Origin of the sequence: Streptomyces longispororuber (genome assembly GCF_024448165.1) — a bacterium.
GTDB lineage: Bacteria > Actinomycetota > Actinomycetes > Streptomycetales > Streptomycetaceae > Streptomyces > Streptomyces longispororuber_A.
In genome coordinates, this window is sequence record NZ_JAMOLN010000198.1 from 1 (window position 1) to 19,040 (window position 19,040).

20 protein-coding genes are annotated in these 19,040 nt (G+C 72.9%); 12 read left to right on the forward strand and 8 right to left on the reverse strand.

Features of this window, described 5'->3' with window-relative positions:
- Positions 1-12 precede the first annotated feature (12 nt).
- From M4J07_RS37965 to M4J07_RS37990, 6 genes are read left to right on the forward strand one after another with little or no spacing between them, the layout of a single operon-like run.
- Positions 13-1,287 carry an O-antigen ligase family protein gene (locus M4J07_RS37965; RefSeq protein WP_255979935.1) on the forward strand — a complete coding sequence of 425 codons (1,275 nt, stop codon included), beginning with the start codon at positions 13-15 and terminating at the stop codon, positions 1,285-1,287.
- Positions 1,284-2,963 carry a murein biosynthesis integral membrane protein MurJ gene (gene murJ, locus M4J07_RS37970; RefSeq protein WP_255979901.1) on the forward strand — a complete coding sequence of 560 codons (1,680 nt, stop codon included), beginning with the start codon at positions 1,284-1,286 and terminating at the stop codon, positions 2,961-2,963. Before M4J07_RS37965 ends, murJ begins: the two co-directional genes overlap by 4 nt.
- Positions 2,953-3,735, forward strand: a complete 783-nt coding sequence (locus M4J07_RS37975) for a polysaccharide deacetylase family protein (RefSeq protein WP_255979903.1) — start codon at positions 2,953-2,955, stop codon at positions 3,733-3,735. Before murJ ends, M4J07_RS37975 begins: the two co-directional genes overlap by 11 nt.
- The gene (locus M4J07_RS37980; protein WP_255979905.1) at positions 3,732-4,877 is read left to right on the forward strand and encodes a glycosyltransferase; all 1,146 of its coding nucleotides are present in this window, start codon (positions 3,732-3,734) and stop codon (positions 4,875-4,877) included. The genes M4J07_RS37975 and M4J07_RS37980 overlap by 4 nt, the downstream gene beginning before the upstream one ends.
- Positions 4,874-5,536, forward strand: a complete 663-nt coding sequence (locus M4J07_RS37985; RefSeq protein WP_255979907.1) for a lipopolysaccharide biosynthesis protein — start codon at positions 4,874-4,876, stop codon at positions 5,534-5,536. The genes M4J07_RS37980 and M4J07_RS37985 overlap by 4 nt, the downstream gene beginning before the upstream one ends.
- Positions 5,536-6,660 (forward strand): GNAT family N-acetyltransferase, encoded by a 1,125-nt coding sequence (locus M4J07_RS37990; RefSeq protein ID WP_255979909.1) that lies wholly within the window; start codon positions 5,536-5,538, stop codon positions 6,658-6,660. Before M4J07_RS37985 ends, M4J07_RS37990 begins: the two co-directional genes overlap by 1 nt.
- A 37-nt stretch (positions 6,661-6,697) precedes the next feature.
- On the opposite strand, the gene M4J07_RS37995 is transcribed toward M4J07_RS37990, so the two are convergent.
- Positions 6,698-8,056: a glycoside hydrolase family 26 protein gene (locus M4J07_RS37995; protein WP_255979911.1), complete on the reverse strand. Its 1,359-nt coding sequence runs from the start codon at positions 8,054-8,056 to the stop codon at positions 6,698-6,700.
- 131 nt (positions 8,057-8,187) lie between these two features.
- On the opposite strand from M4J07_RS37995, the gene M4J07_RS38000 reads away from it, so the two are divergent.
- Positions 8,188-9,465, forward strand: coding sequence for a carboxylate--amine ligase (locus tag M4J07_RS38000; RefSeq protein WP_255979913.1), 1,278 nt, complete (start codon positions 8,188-8,190; stop codon positions 9,463-9,465).
- On the forward strand, positions 9,465-10,742 hold the full coding sequence (locus tag M4J07_RS38005) for an NAD(P)-binding domain-containing protein (protein ID WP_255979915.1): 1,278 nt from the start codon (positions 9,465-9,467) through the stop codon (positions 10,740-10,742). The genes M4J07_RS38000 and M4J07_RS38005 overlap by 1 nt, the downstream gene beginning before the upstream one ends.
- A gap of 169 nt (positions 10,743-10,911) precedes the next feature.
- Here M4J07_RS38005 and M4J07_RS48035 read toward each other — a convergent pair whose 3' ends face one another.
- The 3 genes from M4J07_RS48035 to M4J07_RS38025 all read right to left on the reverse strand — a co-directional run bounded on the left by M4J07_RS48035 (position 10,912) and on the right by M4J07_RS38025 (position 12,587).
- The gene (locus tag M4J07_RS48035; RefSeq protein WP_305128706.1) at positions 10,912-11,628 is read right to left on the reverse strand and encodes a chaplin; all 717 of its coding nucleotides are present in this window, start codon (positions 11,626-11,628) and stop codon (positions 10,912-10,914) included.
- A 117-nt stretch (positions 11,629-11,745) separates the two neighbouring features.
- Complete coding sequence (locus M4J07_RS38020) at positions 11,746-11,979, reverse strand: chaplin (RefSeq protein WP_305128707.1); 234 nt, start codon at positions 11,977-11,979, stop codon at positions 11,746-11,748.
- A gap of 197 nt (positions 11,980-12,176) precedes the next feature.
- Positions 12,177-12,587, reverse strand: coding sequence for a rodlin (locus M4J07_RS38025; protein ID WP_255979917.1), 411 nt, complete (start codon positions 12,585-12,587; stop codon positions 12,177-12,179).
- Between the two features lie 246 nt (positions 12,588-12,833).
- Between M4J07_RS38025 and M4J07_RS38030 the strand changes: the two genes are divergently transcribed.
- From M4J07_RS38030 to M4J07_RS38040, 3 genes are all read left to right on the forward strand, one after another.
- Entirely contained in the window at positions 12,834-13,244 is a 411-nt protein-coding gene (locus M4J07_RS38030) for a rodlin (protein WP_255979919.1), read from the forward strand.
- A 464-nt stretch (positions 13,245-13,708) separates the two neighbouring features.
- Positions 13,709-14,749 carry an LCP family protein gene (locus M4J07_RS38035; RefSeq protein ID WP_255979921.1) on the forward strand — a complete coding sequence of 347 codons (1,041 nt, stop codon included), beginning with the start codon at positions 13,709-13,711 and terminating at the stop codon, positions 14,747-14,749.
- A gap of 107 nt (positions 14,750-14,856) precedes the next feature.
- A complete protein-coding gene (locus tag M4J07_RS38040) occupies positions 14,857-15,264 on the forward strand; it encodes a rodlin (RefSeq protein WP_255979923.1) in 408 nt (135 codons plus the stop codon).
- A gap of 91 nt (positions 15,265-15,355) precedes the next feature.
- Here M4J07_RS38040 and M4J07_RS38045 read toward each other — a convergent pair whose 3' ends face one another.
- From M4J07_RS38045 to crcB (M4J07_RS38060), 4 genes are all read right to left on the reverse strand, one after another.
- Positions 15,356-15,646 carry a hypothetical protein gene (locus M4J07_RS38045; protein WP_255979925.1) on the reverse strand — a complete coding sequence of 97 codons (291 nt, stop codon included), beginning with the start codon at positions 15,644-15,646 and terminating at the stop codon, positions 15,356-15,358.
- A 72-nt stretch (positions 15,647-15,718) separates the two neighbouring features.
- Positions 15,719-17,323 (reverse strand): adenosine deaminase family protein, encoded by a 1,605-nt coding sequence (locus tag M4J07_RS38050; RefSeq protein WP_255979927.1) that lies wholly within the window; start codon positions 17,321-17,323, stop codon positions 15,719-15,721.
- A gap of 95 nt (positions 17,324-17,418) precedes the next feature.
- Positions 17,419-17,793: a fluoride efflux transporter CrcB gene (crcB, locus tag M4J07_RS38055; protein WP_255979929.1), complete on the reverse strand. Its 375-nt coding sequence runs from the start codon at positions 17,791-17,793 to the stop codon at positions 17,419-17,421.
- A complete protein-coding gene (gene crcB, locus M4J07_RS38060) occupies positions 17,790-18,287 on the reverse strand; it encodes a fluoride efflux transporter CrcB (protein WP_255979931.1) in 498 nt (165 codons plus the stop codon). The genes crcB (M4J07_RS38055) and crcB (M4J07_RS38060) overlap by 4 nt, the downstream gene beginning before the upstream one ends.
- Positions 18,288-18,739: 452 nt before the next feature.
- Between crcB (M4J07_RS38060) and M4J07_RS38065 the strand changes: the two genes are divergently transcribed.
- A partial coding sequence (locus tag M4J07_RS38065; RefSeq protein ID WP_255979933.1) for a TSUP family transporter occupies positions 18,740-19,040 on the forward strand: 301 nt, incomplete at its 3' end.

Consider the following 19,040-nt stretch of genomic DNA (forward strand, 5'->3'; position numbering starts at 1 on the left):
CGCGCCGGACCCGTGCTCCCGGTCGTCCTCCTGGTCGCCATGCTCGGCGTGCCCCTGGGCGCGGGCGCCGGCGAGGGCAGCGGCGGCACCCCCGCCGACGCCGTCTCCGGTCTGGTCGTGCTCTTCTGCGCGGTGCGTGCCGTGCGCCTGCGGCAGCGCCCCTTGACCCGCACCGCGCTCGTCGTGCTCGGGCTGCCCGTCGTCGCGGTCGCCGTGGCCGCGCTCGGCGCGGACTCACCGGCCAACGCCGTGGCGGGAATGGTGCGTTACTACCAGGTCCTCGTCCTGGTGCCCGCCGCCGTACTGCTGCTCGTCCGCGACCGCGGCGACTTCCGGCTGGTCGGCTGGTCGCTGATCGGGCTCGGCCTGTGGCAGGGCTCGATCGGCGTCTACCAGTACCTGACCGGCACCGGCGCCTCGTACGCCGGGGAGGACATCCGGGCCGTCGGCACCTTCGGCGCCACGGACGTGATGGGCATGTCCACCGTGGTCGCGTACGGCCTGGTCTGCGCCGTCGCACTGGCCCTCGGCGGCGGTGGGACGCCCCGCACCCGGACGGTCGCGCTGGTCTGCGCGCTCGGTCTCGCGGTGCCGCTGGCGCTCTCCTTCAGCCGCGGCGCCTGGATCGCCACGGCCGTCGTCTGTGTGCTGCAGATCGTCCTCGCCGGACTGCGCCGGGCCGTCAGGCTACTCGCCGTGGGGGTCGCCGCGGCCGTCGTCCTCGTCGGCGGATTCGGCGTGGGCTCGTCGATGCTCCAGGAGCGGCTGAGCAGCATCACGCAGGTCACCGCCGCGCCGGACCAGTCCGTCACGGACCGGTACACGATGTGGGCGGCGGCGATCGACATGTGGGAGGAACACCCGGCCACCGGGGTGGGGCTGAAGAACTTCCCCGCCTACCGTGACAGCCACGCGTCGATCGCCCTCTCCGCGGGCAGCGACGTGGCCGGCGCCGGAGCCGCGTTCCGCAGACAGCCGCTGCTGTCGCCGCACAACATGTACCTCCTGGTCCTCAGCGAGCAGGGCCTGCTGAGCCTGTGCGCCATCGCGGGCGCCTGGGCCGCGCTGCTGGTGTGCGGCGTACGGCGGCTCGGCACGGCCCACCGCGGGAAGCGCGGCCTCGACTGTGCGCTCCTCGCCTGCGGGCTGCTCACCTGGCAGATGATCGACTTCGTCTACGCGGACATCGGCGGCCCGTCCACGGTGCTCACCGGCGTCGTGTTCGGCCTGGCCGCCTGGTGGGCGCTGGCCCCGGCGGCCGTGGCCGGGTCGGCGGGCGAGCGATGAAGCCCACGCTTCCCGCGGACGGGGACGAGACCCTGCTCTCGCCCGCGCTGCCGGCCCAGCAGCCGGCGCCGGGCGGCACCGACAAGAGCGGCGACGGCGGCGACGGGCCCGGCTCGTCCAGCACGTTCCTGGCCCGCGCCGCGCTGCTCACCGCCGTGCTCTCCGCCGCCGGGTCCCTGCTCGGCCTCGGCCGGGACCAGGCCCTTGCGCACCTCTTCGGGGCCGGCAGCGAGACGGACGCCTTCCTGGTGGCGTGGACCGTGCCCGAAGTGGCGTCGACCCTCCTCATCGAGGACGGCCTCGCGTTCATGCTCGTGCCCGCGTTCAGTGCCGCGATCGCCGCGCGCGGCGTCCCGGAGCTGCGGGACCAGGACCCGGTGCGGGCGCTGGTGGCCAGCTCCCTGCCCCGGCTCACCCTCGCCTTCCTGGCCTGCGCCGTGCTGCTGATGATCGGCGCGCCGCAGCTGGTCGCGCTGCTCGCGCCCGGCCTGCCCGATCCGCAGCTCGCCGTCGACTGCACGCGGTTGACCGCGACCTGCGTCCTGACGTTCGGGCTCGCCGGGTACTGCAGTGCCGCCCTGCGCGCCCACAGCAGCTATCTCGCCCCGGCCGCCATCTACGTCGCGTACAACACGGGCATCATCGGCACCCTGCTGGTCCTGGCCGACCGCTGGGGCGTGCGCGCCGCGGCGGCGGGGGTGGCCGTCGGCGGCTGTCTGATGGTGCTCGTCCAGGCACCGTCCCTGCGGCGCCGGCTGACGAGCGCCGCCCACGGGGTCCAGGCCGGCGGGAAGGACGCGAAGGCGGCCAAGCGGCAGTCGATGGACCTGGCGCTGATCGCGACGGTGCTGCTCTTCGCGCTGTGCCGGCAGGCGCAGGTCTTCATCGAGCGCTTCCTCGCCTCCTCGCTGCCGTCCGGGGCCATCTCCCACCTCAACTACGCGCAGAAGGTCGCGCAGTTGCCGATGGTGCTCTCCCTCATGCTGTGCACGGTCACCTTCCCCGTGGTGGCCAAGGCGCTGGCGCGCGGCGACACCGAGCGCGCCCGTGACCGGGTCGAGCGCGACGTGGCGCTCGCCGCCTGCATCGTCCTGTTCGGCGCGGCCGTGGTCTTCGCCTGCGCCCCGCAGATCATCCAGCTGCTCTTCCAGCGAGGAGCGTTCACCGGGGAGGACACCGCCGCCACGGCGGCCATCATGCGCGTCTACTCGCTGGGGCTGCTCGGCCACTGTCTCGTCGGCGCCCTCGTCCGCTCCTACTTCTCCGCCGGTCGCCCCACCTGGTACCCGGTCGCCTCGATGGCCGCGGGCATGACGCTCACGGCCGGCGCGGGCACCTGGGCGGTCGGCGCCTGGGGGGTCGGCGGCATCGCCGCGGCCAACGCGCTGGGCATCACGTTCACCGCCGTCCTGCTGCTGACCGCGATGGACCGGCGGAGCGTGCCCGTGCGGATCCCGGCGGTGCTGCTCGAACTCGGCAAGACGCTGCTCGCGGCGGTGGCCGCGACCGCCGCCGGGCTGCTGTGCGTGGCCCGGATCGATCAGCCGCTGGAGTCCTTCGCCGCCGGATGCCTGGCCATCGGGGGTGTCTTCGGCTTCCTCCTGTGGGCCCTGAACGTCCAGGCGTTCCTGCCCGCCGTCCGCATCGCGACCAGAAAGCTCCGCAATGCCCGTTGAAACAGCGCTCCAGGAACCACCCGGCCCCAGGACCAGGGAACTCCTGCCGGGTCGTGCCCCGTGGGTGGCGATGTACCACTCCGTGGACGACTGCGCCGACGACCCGTACGACGTCACCGTCACCCCGGAGCGCCTCGGGCAGCAACTGCGCTGGCTGCGCTCGCGCGGGCTGCGCGGCGTCAGCGTCGCCGAACTCCTCGACGCGCGCAGCCGGGGCGCCGGACGCGGCCTGGTCGGGCTGACCTTCGACGACGGGTACGGGGACTTCGTCGAGAACGCGGTGCCGCTGCTCAGGCACTACGAGTGCTCCGCCACGGTCTTCGTCCTGGCGGGCCGGCTCGGCGGCGAGAACGGCTGGGACGTCGAGGGCCCCCGCAAGCCGCTGCTGACCGCGCAGGGCATCAGGGCGGCCGCGGCGGCCGGCATGGAGATCGGCTCGCACGGCCTCCTGCACGTCGACCTCACCCGCGCGGACGACGACGAGCGGCGGGCGGAGGTCCAGCGCAGCAAGGCGCAGCTGGAGGAGCTCACCGGCGGCCCCGTGCACGGTTTCTGCTACCCGTACGGACACGTCGACCCGCCGACCGTGGAAGCGGTCCGCCGGGCCGGTTACCGCTACGGCTGCGCGATCTCGCCCGGCTCTCTGACCAGCGTGTACGCCATGCCCCGTGTGTACGTCGGGCAGCGGGACGCCCCGTGGCGCCTCGAACTCAAGCGCCGGGTGCACCGGTTGCGGCGCCGTGCCTGGCACGCCGAGGAGGGCGCGCGGTGAGGGTGCTGCACGTCATCACCGGCCTCGGTGCCGGGGGTGCGGAACAGCAACTGCGGCTGCTCGTACGCCATCTGCCGGGCACCCACGACGTCGTGACCCTGACCCACCCGGGGCAGGTCGCCGACGGTCTGCGCCGCGACGGGGTGCACGTCGCCCACCTCGGGATGGCGGGCAACCGGGACGGCCGGGCCCTGCCCCGCCTGGTGCGGATCGTGCGGGACGGCCGGTACGACGTCGTCCACACCCATCTCTACCGCGCCTGTCTGTACGGCCGGATCGCCGCCCGCGCGGCCGGGGTCCGGGCGGTCGTCGCCACCGAGCACTCGCTGGGCGACGGCCAGATCGAGGGCCGCCCGCTGACCTCCGGCGTACGCGCCCTGTACCTGCTGGGCGAGAAGCTGGGCCGGGCGACGATCGCCGTGTCCCCCGCGGTCGCCGAGCGGCTGCGCCGGTGGGGCGTGGCGCCGCACCGCGTGCACGTCGTCCCGAACGGCGTCGACGTCCCCCGCTTCGCCTTCGACCCCGGGGCCCGGGCCGCGGTGCGCCGCGAACTCGGCCTGCGCCCGGACGCCTTCGTCGTCGGCGGCGTGGGGCGACTGGTGCCGGGCAAGCGGTTCGGCGTCCTGGTCGACGCCCTGCGCGACCTGCCGGACGACGTGCACCTGCTGCTCGTCGGCACGGGTCCGCAGGAGGCGGCGCTGCGGCGGGCGGCGGTCCGGGCCGGGGTGTCCGGCCGGGTCGTGTTCGCCGGGGAGCGCCCGCACACGGCCGCTGATCCGTCCGACGGCGTGGTCGACCTGCCCGCGCTGATGTCCGCGATGGACGTCCTCGCCTCGCCGTCGGTCGACGAGGCGTTCGGTCTGGCCGTGGTGGAGGCGCAGGCCGGCGGGCTGCCCGTGCTCTACGTCAGCTGCCCCGCGGTCGACGACCTGCCCAGGGGAACGGTGGCCGACGCCGTCCGTGTCCCGTGCGAACCTGCCTCGTTCGTCCGTGAAGTCCGAAGAATCCGCAATGAGCCGGCGACCGGCAGAGCACCTTCCCAGGCCGCCCTCCACTACAGCATCGCCCGCAGCGCCGCCCTGCACCACGACGTGTACGCGACGGCCCTGCGCGCACCGACGCGAGGAGTGAGTACGTCATGACCGAAGCCGCACAGGACAGGACCGTGGCCCGCGCGCCCTCCGCCGCGACCGGCGCGGGCCGGAGGAAGCCGCCGCGCTGGTGGCCGCTGCCCGTGGGCATCGTGGCCGGTGCGCTGGCGGGCGGCGTGTACGGCGCGGTCAGTACGCCCGAGTACACGGCGACGAGCTATGTGATCGCCGTGCCGACGGAGAAGTCCGACCCGATGTCGGCGCTCGGCTTCGCCCAGGCCTACAGCCGGGTGGCCACACAGGTCGCGGTGTTGAGCGACGCCCAGGTCGCGGCGGGCGTCCCGGTGAAGACGCTGCAGTCGCAGGTGCGCGCCGAGACGTCGCCGGACGCCCCCATGGTCGCGATCTCGGCGTCCGCGGAAGAGCCCGCCCAGGCCATGGAGATGGCCAACGCGGTGGCCCGCGCGCTCACCGTCAACGCCGGCCACACCAAGGACGACACCCACGTCGAACTCCTGCGCTTCACCCGGGCCGTGAAGCCGACCGACCCGTCGTCCCCGTCCGCCGCGCTGACCACGCTCGTCGGCGCCTGCGCCGGCGGCCTGCTGGGCGGCCTCGCGCTGCTGGTCCGCCCGCGCCGCGAGGCCGGACCGGCCGCGGCCACCGTCCCGGCCCCCGCCACCGCGGCCGGACTGCGGGGTGGCGCCTGATGCCGACGGGCACGCCCGGCCTCGCCGTCACGGTGTGCACGGACCCGGCCGGGTTCGGCGCGCTGCGCGAGGAGTGGAACCGGCTGCACCGGTCGACGGCGGCCGCGACACCGTTCCAGAGCCACGCCTGGCTCCACTCGTGGTGGCTCTCCTACGGCGGGGCGGGGCGGCTGCGCGTCGTGCTGGTGCGCCAGGACGGGCGGCTGGTGGCGGCCGCCCCGCTGATGCGGCGGCCGCGCCCCCTCCCGACACTGACGCCGCTCGGCACGGGCATCTCCGACTTCAGCGACGTCCTCGTCGAGGAGGGCCGAGGCGGTCCGGTCAGGCCCGCCCTCGACGCCCTGCGCACCGGCTTGTGGAAGCTGGCCAGGGGCGCCGTGATCGACTTCCGCGAGGTGCGGCCGGGCAGCGCCGTGGAGGCCCTGCACGACGACTGGCCGGGGCCGCGGCGCCGTTGCGCGGACTCGGCGTGCCTCGAACTGCCCGCGCTGCCGATGGACGACCTGGTGCAGCGGCTGCCGCGGCCCAGGGCGCAGCGGGCCCGCGCCAAGATGCGCAAGCTGGACGCGGCGGGCATCGAACGCCGGGTCGTGCCCGCGGCCGAGGTCGGCCCCTCCGTGCGCCGGCTGCTGGAGCTGCACCAACTCCAGTGGCAGCAGCGCAAGGTGACGACCGAGCACGTCAAGCCGCGCTTCGCCGAGCACCTGACGCGCTCGGTCGCCCTCATGGCGGAGACCGGCGACGCGGTCGTCACGGAGTTCACCCTGGACGGCTCCGTCGTCGCCGCCGACCTGACCTTCGTGTCGCCCCGCCTGGCCGGCGGCTACCTCTACGGCGCCCACCCCGACCTGCGGGACCGCAAGATCGACGTGGCCACCATGCTGCTGCGCTCGTGCGCCCAGCACCTCCAGGACACCTCCCGCACGGACGTGCTGAGCCTGCTGCGCGGCACCGAGCCGTACAAGCTGCACTGGCGCCCCGAACAGCGGGTCAACCAGCGGTTCCTGCTGGCCCGGCACAGCTCCGCGCCCCAACTGGCCGCACTCCTCGCCGACATCCGCGCCAGGTCCCTGGCCAGGCAGGCCCGCCGTGCCTGGAAGGAGCGCGGTGGCGATCCGGCCTAGAGGCCGGGCCGCCACCGCGCGCGGCGGTCACGCCGGTTCAGGAATTGCGCTGCCACCAGTCGAACTTCAGGCAGAGCTTGCCGCCCAGCCAGTGCTCGACCCAGTCGCCCAGGTCCACCGGAGAGCACTGCGGGGGCCGCGTCGGATCGGTCGGCTGCGTCGGGGTGGCCGGCTGCGTGGGCTCGACCGGCTTGTCGCGGCCGGTCAGCGCCGCCCGGTAGATCTCCGACGCCTTCGGATTCTCGTCGCACTGCCACACGCCGTGCGGACAGTAGTCCGTCAGCGTGTTGTAGAGCGGCTTGTGCTCGTCCATCCACGCGAGCATCCGCCGCATGTACTCGGAGTTGTCGCCGTTGCGGAACAGGCCCCACTCCGGATAGGAGATCGGCTTGTCGTGCTGCACCGCGAAGTCGACCTGCTCCTGCAGCCCGTACGGCTCGGACACCTGCTCGTCGAAGGACTTGCCCTCGGGCTGGTCGTACGAGTCCATGCCGACGATGTCGACCACGTCGTCGCCCGGATAGCACTCGGTCCACGGCACGGCGTCCCGGCCCCGGCTGGGCGTGAAGTCGAAGCGGAACTTCTGCCCCGGCACCGACCGCATCACCGTGACGATCCGGGACCAGTACTTCTTCCACGCGGCGGGATCGGGGCCGCAGCGGTGCGTGTAGGTGATGCCGTTCATCTCCCAGCCGAGCACCAGGACGGTGTCCGGCACCTCCAGGTCGACCAGCCGCTCGGCCAGCTTCTTGAAGTGCGCGTCGAAGTCGCCGGCCGCGCCCTGCCGGAGCAGGCTCCGCACCTGTGCGTCCGGCACCCCTTCCTCGTTGCGCTCCAGCATCGGCACGTTGAGCACGAAGAGCCGGTCCGCGCGCTCCTTGCGCCAGCGGGCCCAGCTGTTGAGGAACGGCGGCGAGCCCTCGATGTTGCTCCAGCGGTCACCGGGGAGATAGGTGTGGCCGACGCGCAGATCGGCCCCGCCCAGCCACTCCGACAGGTTCTTCATCCGGGTGACGCCCAGCGGCCCGTAGTCCAGGTAGGCCCCGAACGCGGGGAACCTCTCCGGCTCGGCCGGCACCTGCGGAGTGGGGGACTCCGTCGGCCACCACGGGACCGACGGGGTCGACTCGGCGGGTGCCGGACTGCTCGGCTGCGGCGTGGGCTCCGGGCTGGCTGCGACCGGACTGACCGGGTCGGCCGGGCCGGCCGGGTCCGGTGTTCCGGACGGCCACCACGGGACGGGGTTCGTCGGCGCGGGCGGGTTCGGCCCGCCGCGCGGGCTGGCGTCCGCACGCTCGATGGACACGGATCCTGACGCGACCACCAGTGAGATCAGGACTCCCGCCGCGATCAGCGGAAGTCTGCTGCGCTTCGTCCATCGGCGTTTCCCGGCCATGCCTGCTCCTCGTACCGCACTCGCTCCATTCCTGACACTCAGTCATATGAATGCTTATGGCGCCAATCGTGGACCGGCCGATGGCCGCCCTCCGTCACCCTCATGGGTTAGCTCCTGGAAGGAATCGACACATGCTCGACCCCTGTGTCCCGGTCGTGCTGCTGCGGATCGACCCCAACCCCTTTCACCACGGCACGCTGGGGGCGGTCAGATCCCTGGGACGCTGCGGTGTGGAGGTGCACGTGGCGGCCGTGGCCGACGGAAGTCCGGTGGCCCGATCGCGCTACGTGCGGCAGATGCACCTGCCCCCGCGCCCGGGCGCGTCGTCGGGCGAGGTGGTCGGGGCGCTGCGCCGGATCGCGGCCCGGATCACCCGGCCGGGGGTGTTGATCCCTATGGATGACGCCGGGGCCATCGCGGTGAGCCGGCTGCGCCCCGCGCTGGCCGAGACGTTCCTCCTGCCGGAGCAGCCGGAGCGGCTCGCCGAACACGTCGCGGACAAGGCACGGCTGCCGGATCTCTGCCGGGCCGCCGGCATCGGACACCCCCCGGTGGTGCTGCCTCGGGACGAGCACGAGGCGTACGCCGCGGTCGCCGAGCTCGGCCTGCCCGCGGTGGCGAAGTGGAGCCGCCCCTGGCTCCTCCCGCAGGGCTCGGGCCTGCGCAGCACCTGTCTGATCGGCTCGCCGGAGGAGGCGCGGAGCCTCTACGTGCGGGGCGCGGGCACCGGCAGCGAACTCCTGCTCCAGAAGTACCTGGCCGCCGGTCAGGGCCGGGACTGGTTCTTCCACGGGTACGTCGACCGGCACGGCCGGCTGCACGGCGGCGGCGCCGGCAGCAAGCGCCACGCGTGGCCGCGCGGCGCGGGCCTGACCGCCGTGGGCCGCTGGTCACCGGTCCCGGAACTGCAGGACATGGTCGAGCGTCTGGTCGAGGCCCTGGGGTACCGGGGCATCTTCGACATCGACTTCCGGGTGGACGCGGAGACGGGCCAGTACTGCCTGCTCGACTTCAACCCCCGGCCCGGGGCGCAGTTCCGGCTGTTCGCGGACGGCAACGGCCTAGACGTCGTCCGCGCCCAGTACCTCGACCTGACCCACCAGCCGCTCCCCTCCGGGTACGCCCTGCCGGGACGCACCTTCGTCGTCGAGAACTACGCGCCCCTGTCCGCGCTCAGGGCCCTGGTGGCCTCCGCCCTCCCGGCCCAACGCGGGCCCGCCGCGCGGGAGTTCGCCTGGAACGCCCAGGACGATCCCGCGCCCGCCTGGAGCATGGCCACCGAGTGGTCCCAGCACGCCGCCCGCCGGCTCGTCGGCCGCGCCAGGACGGCGCCCCGGGCCGCTCTCCCCGAGCCCACCGAACCCCCGGTCGCCGCGCCGACCACAGCCGAACGAAAGGCGAGCTGCTGATGTACGACCTGCTGATCGTGGGGGCCGGCCCCTACGGCCTGTCCATCGCCGCGCACGCCGAGGCCCGCGGGCTCGACACGCGGGTCTTCGGACGGCCGATGGAGTCCTGGCGGCACCACATGCCGCGCGGCATGTTCCTCAAGTCCGAGCCCTGGGCCTCCCACCTCTCCGCTCCCGGACCCGGCCTCGGCCTCGACCGGTACTGCGTCGAGCACGGCGAGACCGCCCGGCACGGCCGCCCCATCCCCGTCGGCACGTTCGCGTCGTACGGGCTGTGGTTCGCCCGGCAGGCGGTGGCGAACCTCGACGAGCGGATGATCGCGCGCATCGACGCGGCCCCCACCGGCTTCCTGGTCGAGACCGAGGACGGACAGGTCCTGCACAGCAGGGCCGTGGCGCTGGCCACGGGCGTACTGCCGTACATGCGCGTCCCGGAAGCCCTGCGCGGGCTGGCCGAGGAGCACGTGACGCACAGCAGCCAGCACAGCGACCTGAGCCGGTTCCGCGACGCGGACGTCACGGTCGTGGGCGCCGGGCAGGCGGCCCTGGAGACCGCGGCGCTGCTCGCCGAACTGCCCGCCCGGGTACGCATCGTGGCCCGCGCCCCCGAACTGGCCTGGAACAGCGTCCCGCCGCCGTGGGTGCGCCCCTGGTGGAAGAGCCTGCGCGCCCCGCACAGCGGCCTCGGCTGCGGCTGGCGCAACTGGTTCTACGCGGAGCGGCCCGGCGCGTTCAGGAGACTGCCCGACCGCACCCGGGCCGCCGTCACGGCGTCGGCGCTCGGGCCGGCCGGCGCCTGGTGGATCAGGGACCGGGTGGCGGCGGGGGGCGTCGACGTCCGGCTGGGCGAGACGGTCGTCGACGCGCGGCCGGTGTCGGGGCGGGTCCGGATCCGCACGGTCGACGCGGCGGCGGGGGCCCGCGACTTCGACACCGACCACGTCATCGCGGCCACCGGATTCGAGGCGGACTGCGCCCGGATGACCGTGCTCGCGCCCCGGGTGCGGAGCGTCCTCGCCCGGTCCGCAGGCGGCTCACCGCGCGTGGGACGGGGCTTCGCGTCGTCCTACCCGGGGCTCTTCCTCGCGGGCCTGGTGACCGCCGCCGACTTCGGCCCCGCCATGCGCTTCGTCCACGGGGCGTCGTACACCGCGCCCACGCTGGTCGACGCGGTCGAGCGGCATCTGGCGCGCCGGCCCCGGCAGGGCGGGCCCGTGGTGCCGCGGGGCCGCGAGCACCAGGGACCCGTTGGGGTGACATCGCGGGCGAACGGGTGAACCGACCCGTCCGGGCGGTGCTGCCGGTGGTCCACTGGCACCTGTCATGAGAATGGCCGTGCTGCCTTCCTCCCAGCCGTCGGCTTCACGCCGTGGGGAGGCAGCCGTTCATCGGCGCATCCTCTGTGGGTCGGGAAGAGCACTTGCGTGGCTCTTCCCGACCTGGCGCTCAGCGCCCCGCGGCACGTGCCCTGCGATACAGGACGCCGCCCCCGACCAGTAGCCCCGCACTGGTGGCCGCGGCCGCCAGAAGGTTCTGGTCGACCCCCGTGTCGGCGAGCTGCGCACGCGCCACGGGTGCGTGCGGACCGATCTCCGCCTCCGGTACGGGCAGTTGCTCGTGCGTCGCGACGTGCTGCGGGACGACCCGCTCCGGCTGCGGGACCGACCTGCTCGTCGGCGGCACGGTCGGGGAGTCGTGCCCGGCCGGAGGTACCTCGACCTCAGGGATCTCCGGGGTCTCGGGGCCTGCGGGGGCGGCGGACGCCTCTCCCGCACCCGAGCACGCGTTGCCCGACGCCGGGTTGGCCGCACCCACGACGTCGACGCTGTCGCCGCACAGGTTCAGCCCGATGTCCACGGGGGCCTGTACGGAGTTGCCCGACAGGACGCCCGCGGAGTGCGACGCGGTCGCCGCCGAGTCCCCGGTGCCCTGCCCGGCCGTCGCACCGGCCTCGGCGGAACAGTCGTTGCCCGAGGCGGGGTTGACCGCTCCCACGACGTCGGCGGTGTTTCCGCAGAGGTTCACGGGAACCGACAGCGGAGCCGCGACGGAGTTGCCGGACAGCACACCGGGCGAGCCGCTCGGCTGCTCCTGGTCGCCGGTCATGGCGGACGCGCTGGATCCGGGCATGGACAGGATGCCCGTCGCCGCCGCGGCTGCCATGACGCCGATTCTCAGTGCCTGCCTCAAATGCGTTTCCCTCTCTGCTCGAAATCTGAAGCCGACCCTGGGCCCCGAAGGGCGCCAGGGTCGGCCGGGAGACGAACTGCGGTACCAGCGTCAGCTGTTGGCGCAGGTGTTGCCGAACGTGGGGTTCAGCGCGGCGATGCCGTTGATGCTGTTGCCGCAGAAGTTGACCGGCACGTGGACCGGCACCTGGAGGACGTTGCCGGACAGGACGCCCGGGGAGCCCACGGCCGCCGCCTCGGCGCCGGAGTCGGCGAACGCGGGCGCGGCCATGCCGAGGGCCATGACGGCACCGGCGATGATCGTGGCGCTCTTCTTCAGAGACATGCTTTTCTCCTTTTATTCAGAAAACTGACCGGGACGGGAGACCGAAAGGAAATCACTCGTCCGCTCGATCCCTCGAAATGCAAACGATTCGGCAATGAATAAGGAAACTGGAAAGAGGCATGAGTTTGCGGGCATAAAAAACTCGGGCCGCCCGCGTCCGATGACGTGGGCGGCCCGAGGTGTCCGATGCGGCTGGATCAGCCGTTCTGCGCACCGTTGCCGGAGAGGACCGGGATGTCGCTCAGGATGTGCGACAGCGGCTCGTCGCCCTTCGCCTGGGTCGAGTTCTCGGTGCACTGCTGGTTCTGCGGCGCGGACAGGACGGAGATGTCCTGGACCGAGACCGGCACCAGGCCGACGAGGGAGCCGGCGTTGCCCTTGACCGGCAGGCCGATGCAGGGCTTGTTGAGCGAGCCCTGGACCAGGCCGAGCTGCGGGCTCATGTCGCCTTCGGTCATGGAGTTGCCGAAGGCCTGCTTCGCGTCGTTGCCGCTGGCGGAGGTCGTGCCGCCGTCGTCACCGATCGCGAGGGCCTGCGGGGCGGCCGCAGCCGAGACGCCGACGACGGACACGGCGACTGCTGCTGCAGCCATAGCCTTCTTGAGCATTGATCTGTTCCTTTTCTGACAGGCACCGGTTACTGCGAAAGGGACAACTCCACGAGGCCGGTTTAGTTCTGCACGTTCACTCGATCGGCCCGCCGCACGGCGTGCGTGGAGGCGCTTGCGTGATTGTCATTTATTCACCCTCGGCGGTGCGATCGAAGTTCCCCGTCTGAGTGAACGTGGACAACCGATCCGGCGAGACGCAGTTGATCCCGGTGCTGTCAGAAAACAAATGAAGGGGAACCTCTCATGATGAAGAAGGCTGTGGCTGCCGCAGCAGTCGCCGTGTCCGTCGTCGGCATCTCGGCGGTGGCGGCTCCGCAGGCCCTGGCGATCGGCAACGACGGCGGGACGACCTCCGAGAGCGGCAACAACGCGGAGCAGGCGTACGGCAACTCCGCCACGTACGGCAACATGAGCCCGCAGATGGCGCTGATCCAGGGCTCGCTCAACAAGCCCTGCGTCGCCCTGCCGGCCAAGGCCAACCTCGGCTCCCTCGTCGGCGTCGTGCCGGTCTCCGTGCAGGACATCCCGATCCTGTCGGCCCCGCAGAACCAGCAGTGCACCGAGAACTCGACCCAGGCGAAGGGCGACGAGCCGCTGTCGCACGTCCTGGACGACATCCCGGTCCTGTCCGGCAACGGTGCCGGCAACCACTGACGGACCCTGCAGCGTGGTCGGGCCGCCCTTCCGGGCGGCCCGACTCGTTTTCAGGACCGGGGCCAGATATCGCGGGACACGGCCTCGTCCCACTCCGCGTCGAACAGACCCGGAAGCGTCTTTCCCGCCGCGCGCCATTCGTCCACGAGAGACGAATAAATGGGTGCCGAGGACGGATTTTCGGGTGCAGTCCTACTGCTCGGAATCAGTGTCTGCCGGCGCCAACGCTCATGCGGAACTCCCATGTCATCGCCCCTTGCCGGGTAGCGGTCGGTTGCGTTCTCCATACCTCCGGCGCCGATGGCACCAACCGCCTTGTGGGGCGAAAGGGTTACTTTCGCCGCCTATTGCGCGAGCCACCCGGGGTGAAATGCGGACTTACCTATCCTCGTCGTGCACCTACCCCTTCCCAGTGGAGTGTCATGATGCGGAAGAAATTCCCTCGGGGTGGCCGTAGAGGGATTGTGCTCGGGGCACTCGCTCTCGGATTCCTGGCGTTCTCCGGTGCCGCGATCGGGCAGGTGTCGGACGCCCTGCCGAGGCAGGTGAACGCGTTCGGTGGACTGACGGACCGTCCCGAGGACGGGCAGGGCGTCAACGTCCTCCTGATGGGAACGGACGGCCGGGGCACCATCACCCGCGCGGAGAAGGAGAAGTTCCACGCCGGCGGTGTCGCCTGCAACTGCACGGACGCGATGATGCTGGTGCACCTGTCGGAGGGGCGCGACCGGGTCAGCGTGGTCAGCCTGCCGCGGGACTCCCTGGCGGAGATCCCGGCCCAGCCCGCCGCCGACGGCCCGCCGCGCGAGGCTCACCCCGCGAAGATCAACGCGGCGTACGCGGAGGGCGGCCCGGCGCTCGCGGTGGAGACGGTCGAGACGATGACCGGGGTCCGCATCGACCACTACCTGCAGATCGACTTCCGCCGGTTCATCGACGGCGTGAACGCGGTCGACGGGGTCACGGTGTGCACGAACCGCAGGCTCTCGGACTCCGCCACGAAACTGCAGCTCAGCCCCGGCAGCCACCACCTCGCCGGGGGGCCCGCCCTGCAGTACGTGCGCTCGCGCCACCTCGACGCCGGCGCCGACCTGGGCCGCGTCCAGCGCCAGCAGCGCTTCCTCGTCAACGCGCTGCGCAGCGTCGGCGTACGGGACGCCCTCGCCGACCCGGTCAGGGCCGCGGGACTGGCCAGGACCCTGCTCGGCTCGGCCTCGGTCGACCAGGGGTTCACCGCCACCGATCTGCTCGCCATGGCGCGGGAGCTGCGCCACGTCCCGCTGTCGGCGATGGAGTTCACGACCGTGCCGATCGACGGCTTCAACCCGCTGATCGAGAACGTGGGTTCCACGCTGCGCTGGGACCAGGAGCGCGCCGACCAGATGTTCGCCGGCATCCGGGAGGACCGCCCCCTGACCCGGCCGGACACACCGACCGAGCCGCAGGACCCGCCGCGGTTCGACGGCCGGACGGTCGTGCCCGGCGACAAGTTGGCCTGTGCGTGACGGGCGCGCCGTTGGGCCGAACGGGTCCACGTCCGCAACCGTCCGAATTCTGGCCAGTTGATCCAACGTAACGCGTCATCACTATTCGCTCAGTGAAGGGAAATCGCATGAAGAAGCTGTGGGCAACCGCAACGATCGCTGCTTCCGTCGCCGGTCTTTCGGCGGTGGCCGCTCCTCAGGCCCTGGCCATCGGGGATGACGGCGGCACGACCTCCAACAGCGGCAACGGTGCGGAGCAGGCGTACGGGAACTCCGCGACCCACGGCGACATGAGCCCGCAGCTCGGTCTCGTGCAGGGCTCGCTGAACAAGCCGTGTGTCGGCCTGCCGGCCAAGGTCAACGCCGGTTCGCTCGTCGGTGTCGTCCCGGTCGCGGTCCAGGACATCCCGATCCTGTCGGCCCCGCAGAACCAGCAGTGCACCGAGAACTCGACCCAGGCGAAGGGCGACGAGCCGCTGTCGCACGTCCTGGACGACATCCCGGTGCTCTCCGGCAACGGTGTCGCGAACCACTGAGCGACCGCAACGCAGTGATGGCGGCGGACTGCTTGCAGTCCGCCGCCATCGTCGTGTGAGGAACCGGGAGGTTCCGGGATGTTCCGAGCAGTTACTGAACCGAGGGGACCACGTTGGTGACCGGCGCCACCAGGTCGGTCAGCTGGTGCAGTTCGTTCAGCCGGTCGAGCCCGGAGAGCTGGCCGGCGGTGGTGGGCAGCTCGCCCCGCTGATCGGCCGGGATCGCCATGGTCGACACCGAGTCGAGCGTCGCGGTCGGGGAGATGGCTTCGCTGCCTTCACCGGCCAGCGGGATCGGAGCGGCGCCGGCGGTGGGCACGGCGATCGCGGTGGCTCCGACTGCGAGCAGAACAGCGGTGAGGGCTCGTCGAGTTGAGGTCATGTCCCTACAACGGCCCCGTCCGCCGGGCGGATACGGGGGCCGGACGGCCCCCACCCGACAGGTCTAAGGCGCTCAGCGGGCCCGCCCGGCGAAGCTCCGCTCGAACGTGGCGAAGGCGGCCTCCTGGCGCCACTGCGTCTGTGCCCTGGGGCTGGCGGCGAGCAGCCGGCGGCAGTCCGGGGCGCGGACCGGCAGGCCGGGGCGCTCGCCGCGGCAGGCCGGGGCCGGACGGTAGCCGGTGGCGGTGGGGTTGCCGCGCCACAGGCTGGCGCCGGGCAGGAAGGCGTACTCCAGGGAGGCGCGGGCCAGGTCCTTCAGCTCCGGGTAGGACAGGCCGTAGGTCCGGGCCGCGTACCGGTACTCGTGGCTGATGTCGATGCGGGAGACGCCCGGGTCGTCGGTGGCGAGGACGACCGGGACGCCGTACGCGCGGTACGTGTCGAAGGGGTGCTCGGCGCCCTTGACCCCGAGGATCTGGGCGTTGCTGGTGAAGGGGACCTCGACGGCGGTCTCGCGGGCCGCCATCGTGCGGGCGGTGCCCTGCCAGTCGTCCTCGTGGACCAGGTCGACGCCGTGGCCGATCCGGTCGGCGCGGGCGACGCGGACGGCCTCCCTGATGTGGAACTTCAGGTCCTCGGGCTTGACGAGCCCGGGCCACAACTCGCCCGCGTGCAGGGTGACGTGGGCCTTCGGGTAGACCTCGCGCAGGTAGGCGAGCATGCGCATCTGGAGGCTGTAGTCGCGCAGCGAGCTGTCCCAGTCCTCCGGCTGGACCAGGTTCACCGAGACGAACCGCTGGTCGGCCTCGGCCAGTCGCATGCCGAGGGCCATCTGCGTGAAGACCCGCTCCGGCGAACTGCCGCGCGAGACCTGCGAGGACCAGCGCACGGTGAGACCGCAGCCGGGGCGGGCGGCGGGGGTGCCGCAGCGCTCGGTGGTGCGGAACTCGGTGTCGGCGTCGTCGGCCTCCTTGCGGGCGTCGGCGACCAGCCCGTCCAGCCGGCCGCCGGCCAGCAGCTTGCGGTGCAGCGCGGCGAGGTCGGCGTCCCAGCCGACGTCGCCCGCCAGCTTCTTGGCACCTTCCGAGGCCGGGGTGACCAGGGTCTCCAGATAGAACTGGTTCTGCGCGGCGACGCCGTCGGCGACCTGGGCGAGCAGCTTGCCGCGGTGGCGCCAGGTGACCTCGCCGAACTTGCCGAAGGTGTCGAAGAAGTGGTCGTGCCCGTTCTGGCCGGACGGGAAGTCCTGCATGGACCAGGCGCGGACGAGCGCGTCGTGGAAGTCCCGGTCGGTACGCGCGTCGGCGGCCGGGCGGGCGCCGGGTCCGCACGGGGCCGGTACGGCGGTCATCGTGCCGTCGACGCACAGGCCGTCCTCTGCGGCCAGGTCGATCAGGTACTCGGTGGAGACCGCGCCGGACAGGTGGTTGTGCAGGTCACCGCCCTTGGGCAGGCGTTGGAAGAAGCCGCGCTGCAGGTCGGGCCGGGCGCGGACGGAGGACAGATAGGCCTGCGTACGGGCCTCGGCGGCGGTCACCGGGCGCGGTACGGCGCCCGGCTCCGAGTCGGCGGGGTGCGCGACGGCGGTGCCGGCGGACAGCGACGGCAGCAGGCTCAGGGCGGCCACGGCGGCGGGAACGGCCCAGCGGTGTGCGGAACTTCGACGGTTGGGATTCACCGGAGCATGATCGTCTCCGCGGTGCCGCCGACCCGGTCCGCCGGGCGGCGGCCCGGCGGCAACCACCCGACCGTGTGACCGGAGCCCGCCTCGGGCTACGACCAGAGCGCCTCGGCGAGGGCGGCGCCCACGAAGGCGGCGCCGAGCCCGGCCGCCACGCTCGCGAGCACGTTGGCCGCGGCGAAGAAGCGGGCCCGGTCGTCGGCCAGCCGCAGCGTCTCGTACGAGAACGTCGAGTACGTGGTCAGCGCCCCGCACAGGCCCGTCCCGATCAGCAGCTGCACCTGCGAGGAGGCCGCGCCGAACGCGACCGCGCCGGTCAGCAGGCCGAGGATCAGGCTCCCTGAGACGTTCACGGTGAAGGTGCCCCACGGGAAGGCGGTGTCGAACCGGCGCTGCACCGCGCGGTCGGTCAGATAGCGCAGCGGGGCGCCGACCACCGCGCCACCGATCACCAGCAGCCAGTTCATCGCTGCCTCCAGGTCAGGACGCGGCGCGTCGCGTTCGCCGCGCACCACACCGCCCCGAGGGCCAGGACGAGCGTCGCCGCGAGATAGGCCAGGGCCGTGCGGGGCTCGCCGCCGTCGATGAGTCGCTGAATGTCCACCGCGTACGTCGAGAACGTGGTGAAGCCGCCGAGCACCCCGGTGCCGAAGAACGGCCGGACCAGCCGGTGTGCCGCCCACACGTCGCTGATCAGCACCATGAAGACGCCCATCACGGCGCATCCGGCGACGTTCACCCACAGCGTCGGCCAGGGAAATCCGCCGGGCGCGACCGGCCAGCCCAGTGACACCGCGTACCGCGCCGACGCGCCGATCGCGCCGCCGGCCGCGACCACCGCCACGACCGGGCCCTGCTCCCGCCACGACCGGGGCAGTCGGGCCGGGCGGCGCGCGGACAGGTACGGATCCTCGTCGGGATCAACGGGCTCGTGCACCACTTCAGTGTGCGGGGGCCTCATGAACGTGCATCTCCTACTCGCCTGCGCCCGGATGTCAGGGCGCGTGCCGTCGCAAGTAGGGACTGTTGGCGGCGCCGGTGCCGCGGTTCGGGTACGGCGAGCCCCACCGCCGTGCAGCCGTCACTGCCGGACTGCTGACTGCCAGGGTAGTGCCGGCCGGCGGGCACATGGGCCCGCCCGGGCCCCGGTGGGGGCCGAACGGCCTCTGGCGCCGGGGCCAGGGCGGGCCCAGAGTGCCGGGCGCGGGGCTTGCTCTGCGGACCGGGCCCCGCCAGGGCGTCGTCCGCGCAACCGGACGACGGACCGTCGTTGAGGCGGGAGCATCGATGGCCGCGCGCCCGTCCGGCCCCTACAGCCTCGCGGCCGGCCGGACGCGTCCCTCAGCACCGCCGTCCCGCCCGGGTGCGGTCGCGGGGGTCCCGTTCCCCGGAGCGGCGCCGTACGCTCCGCCGATGGGTGACGTGGTGCTGGCGGGGATCGTGGCGGTGGCGGGGTGCGTGCAGTGGCTGACCGGGATGGGGTTCGCGCTGGTCGCCGCGCCCGCCCTGATGCTGCTGCTCGGGCCGGTCGACGGGGTGCTGCTCGCCAACTGTTCGGCGGGTCTTGTCAGTTGTGCGGGGCTGGTGAGCGGGTGGCGCGGGGTGCGGCCGCGGGCCATGGTGCCGTTCGTCGCGGCTGCGGTGTGCACGGTGCCGGTGGGGGCGTGGACCGCGTCCCGGCTGTCCGAACCGGTCCTGATGGTGGTGCTCGGTG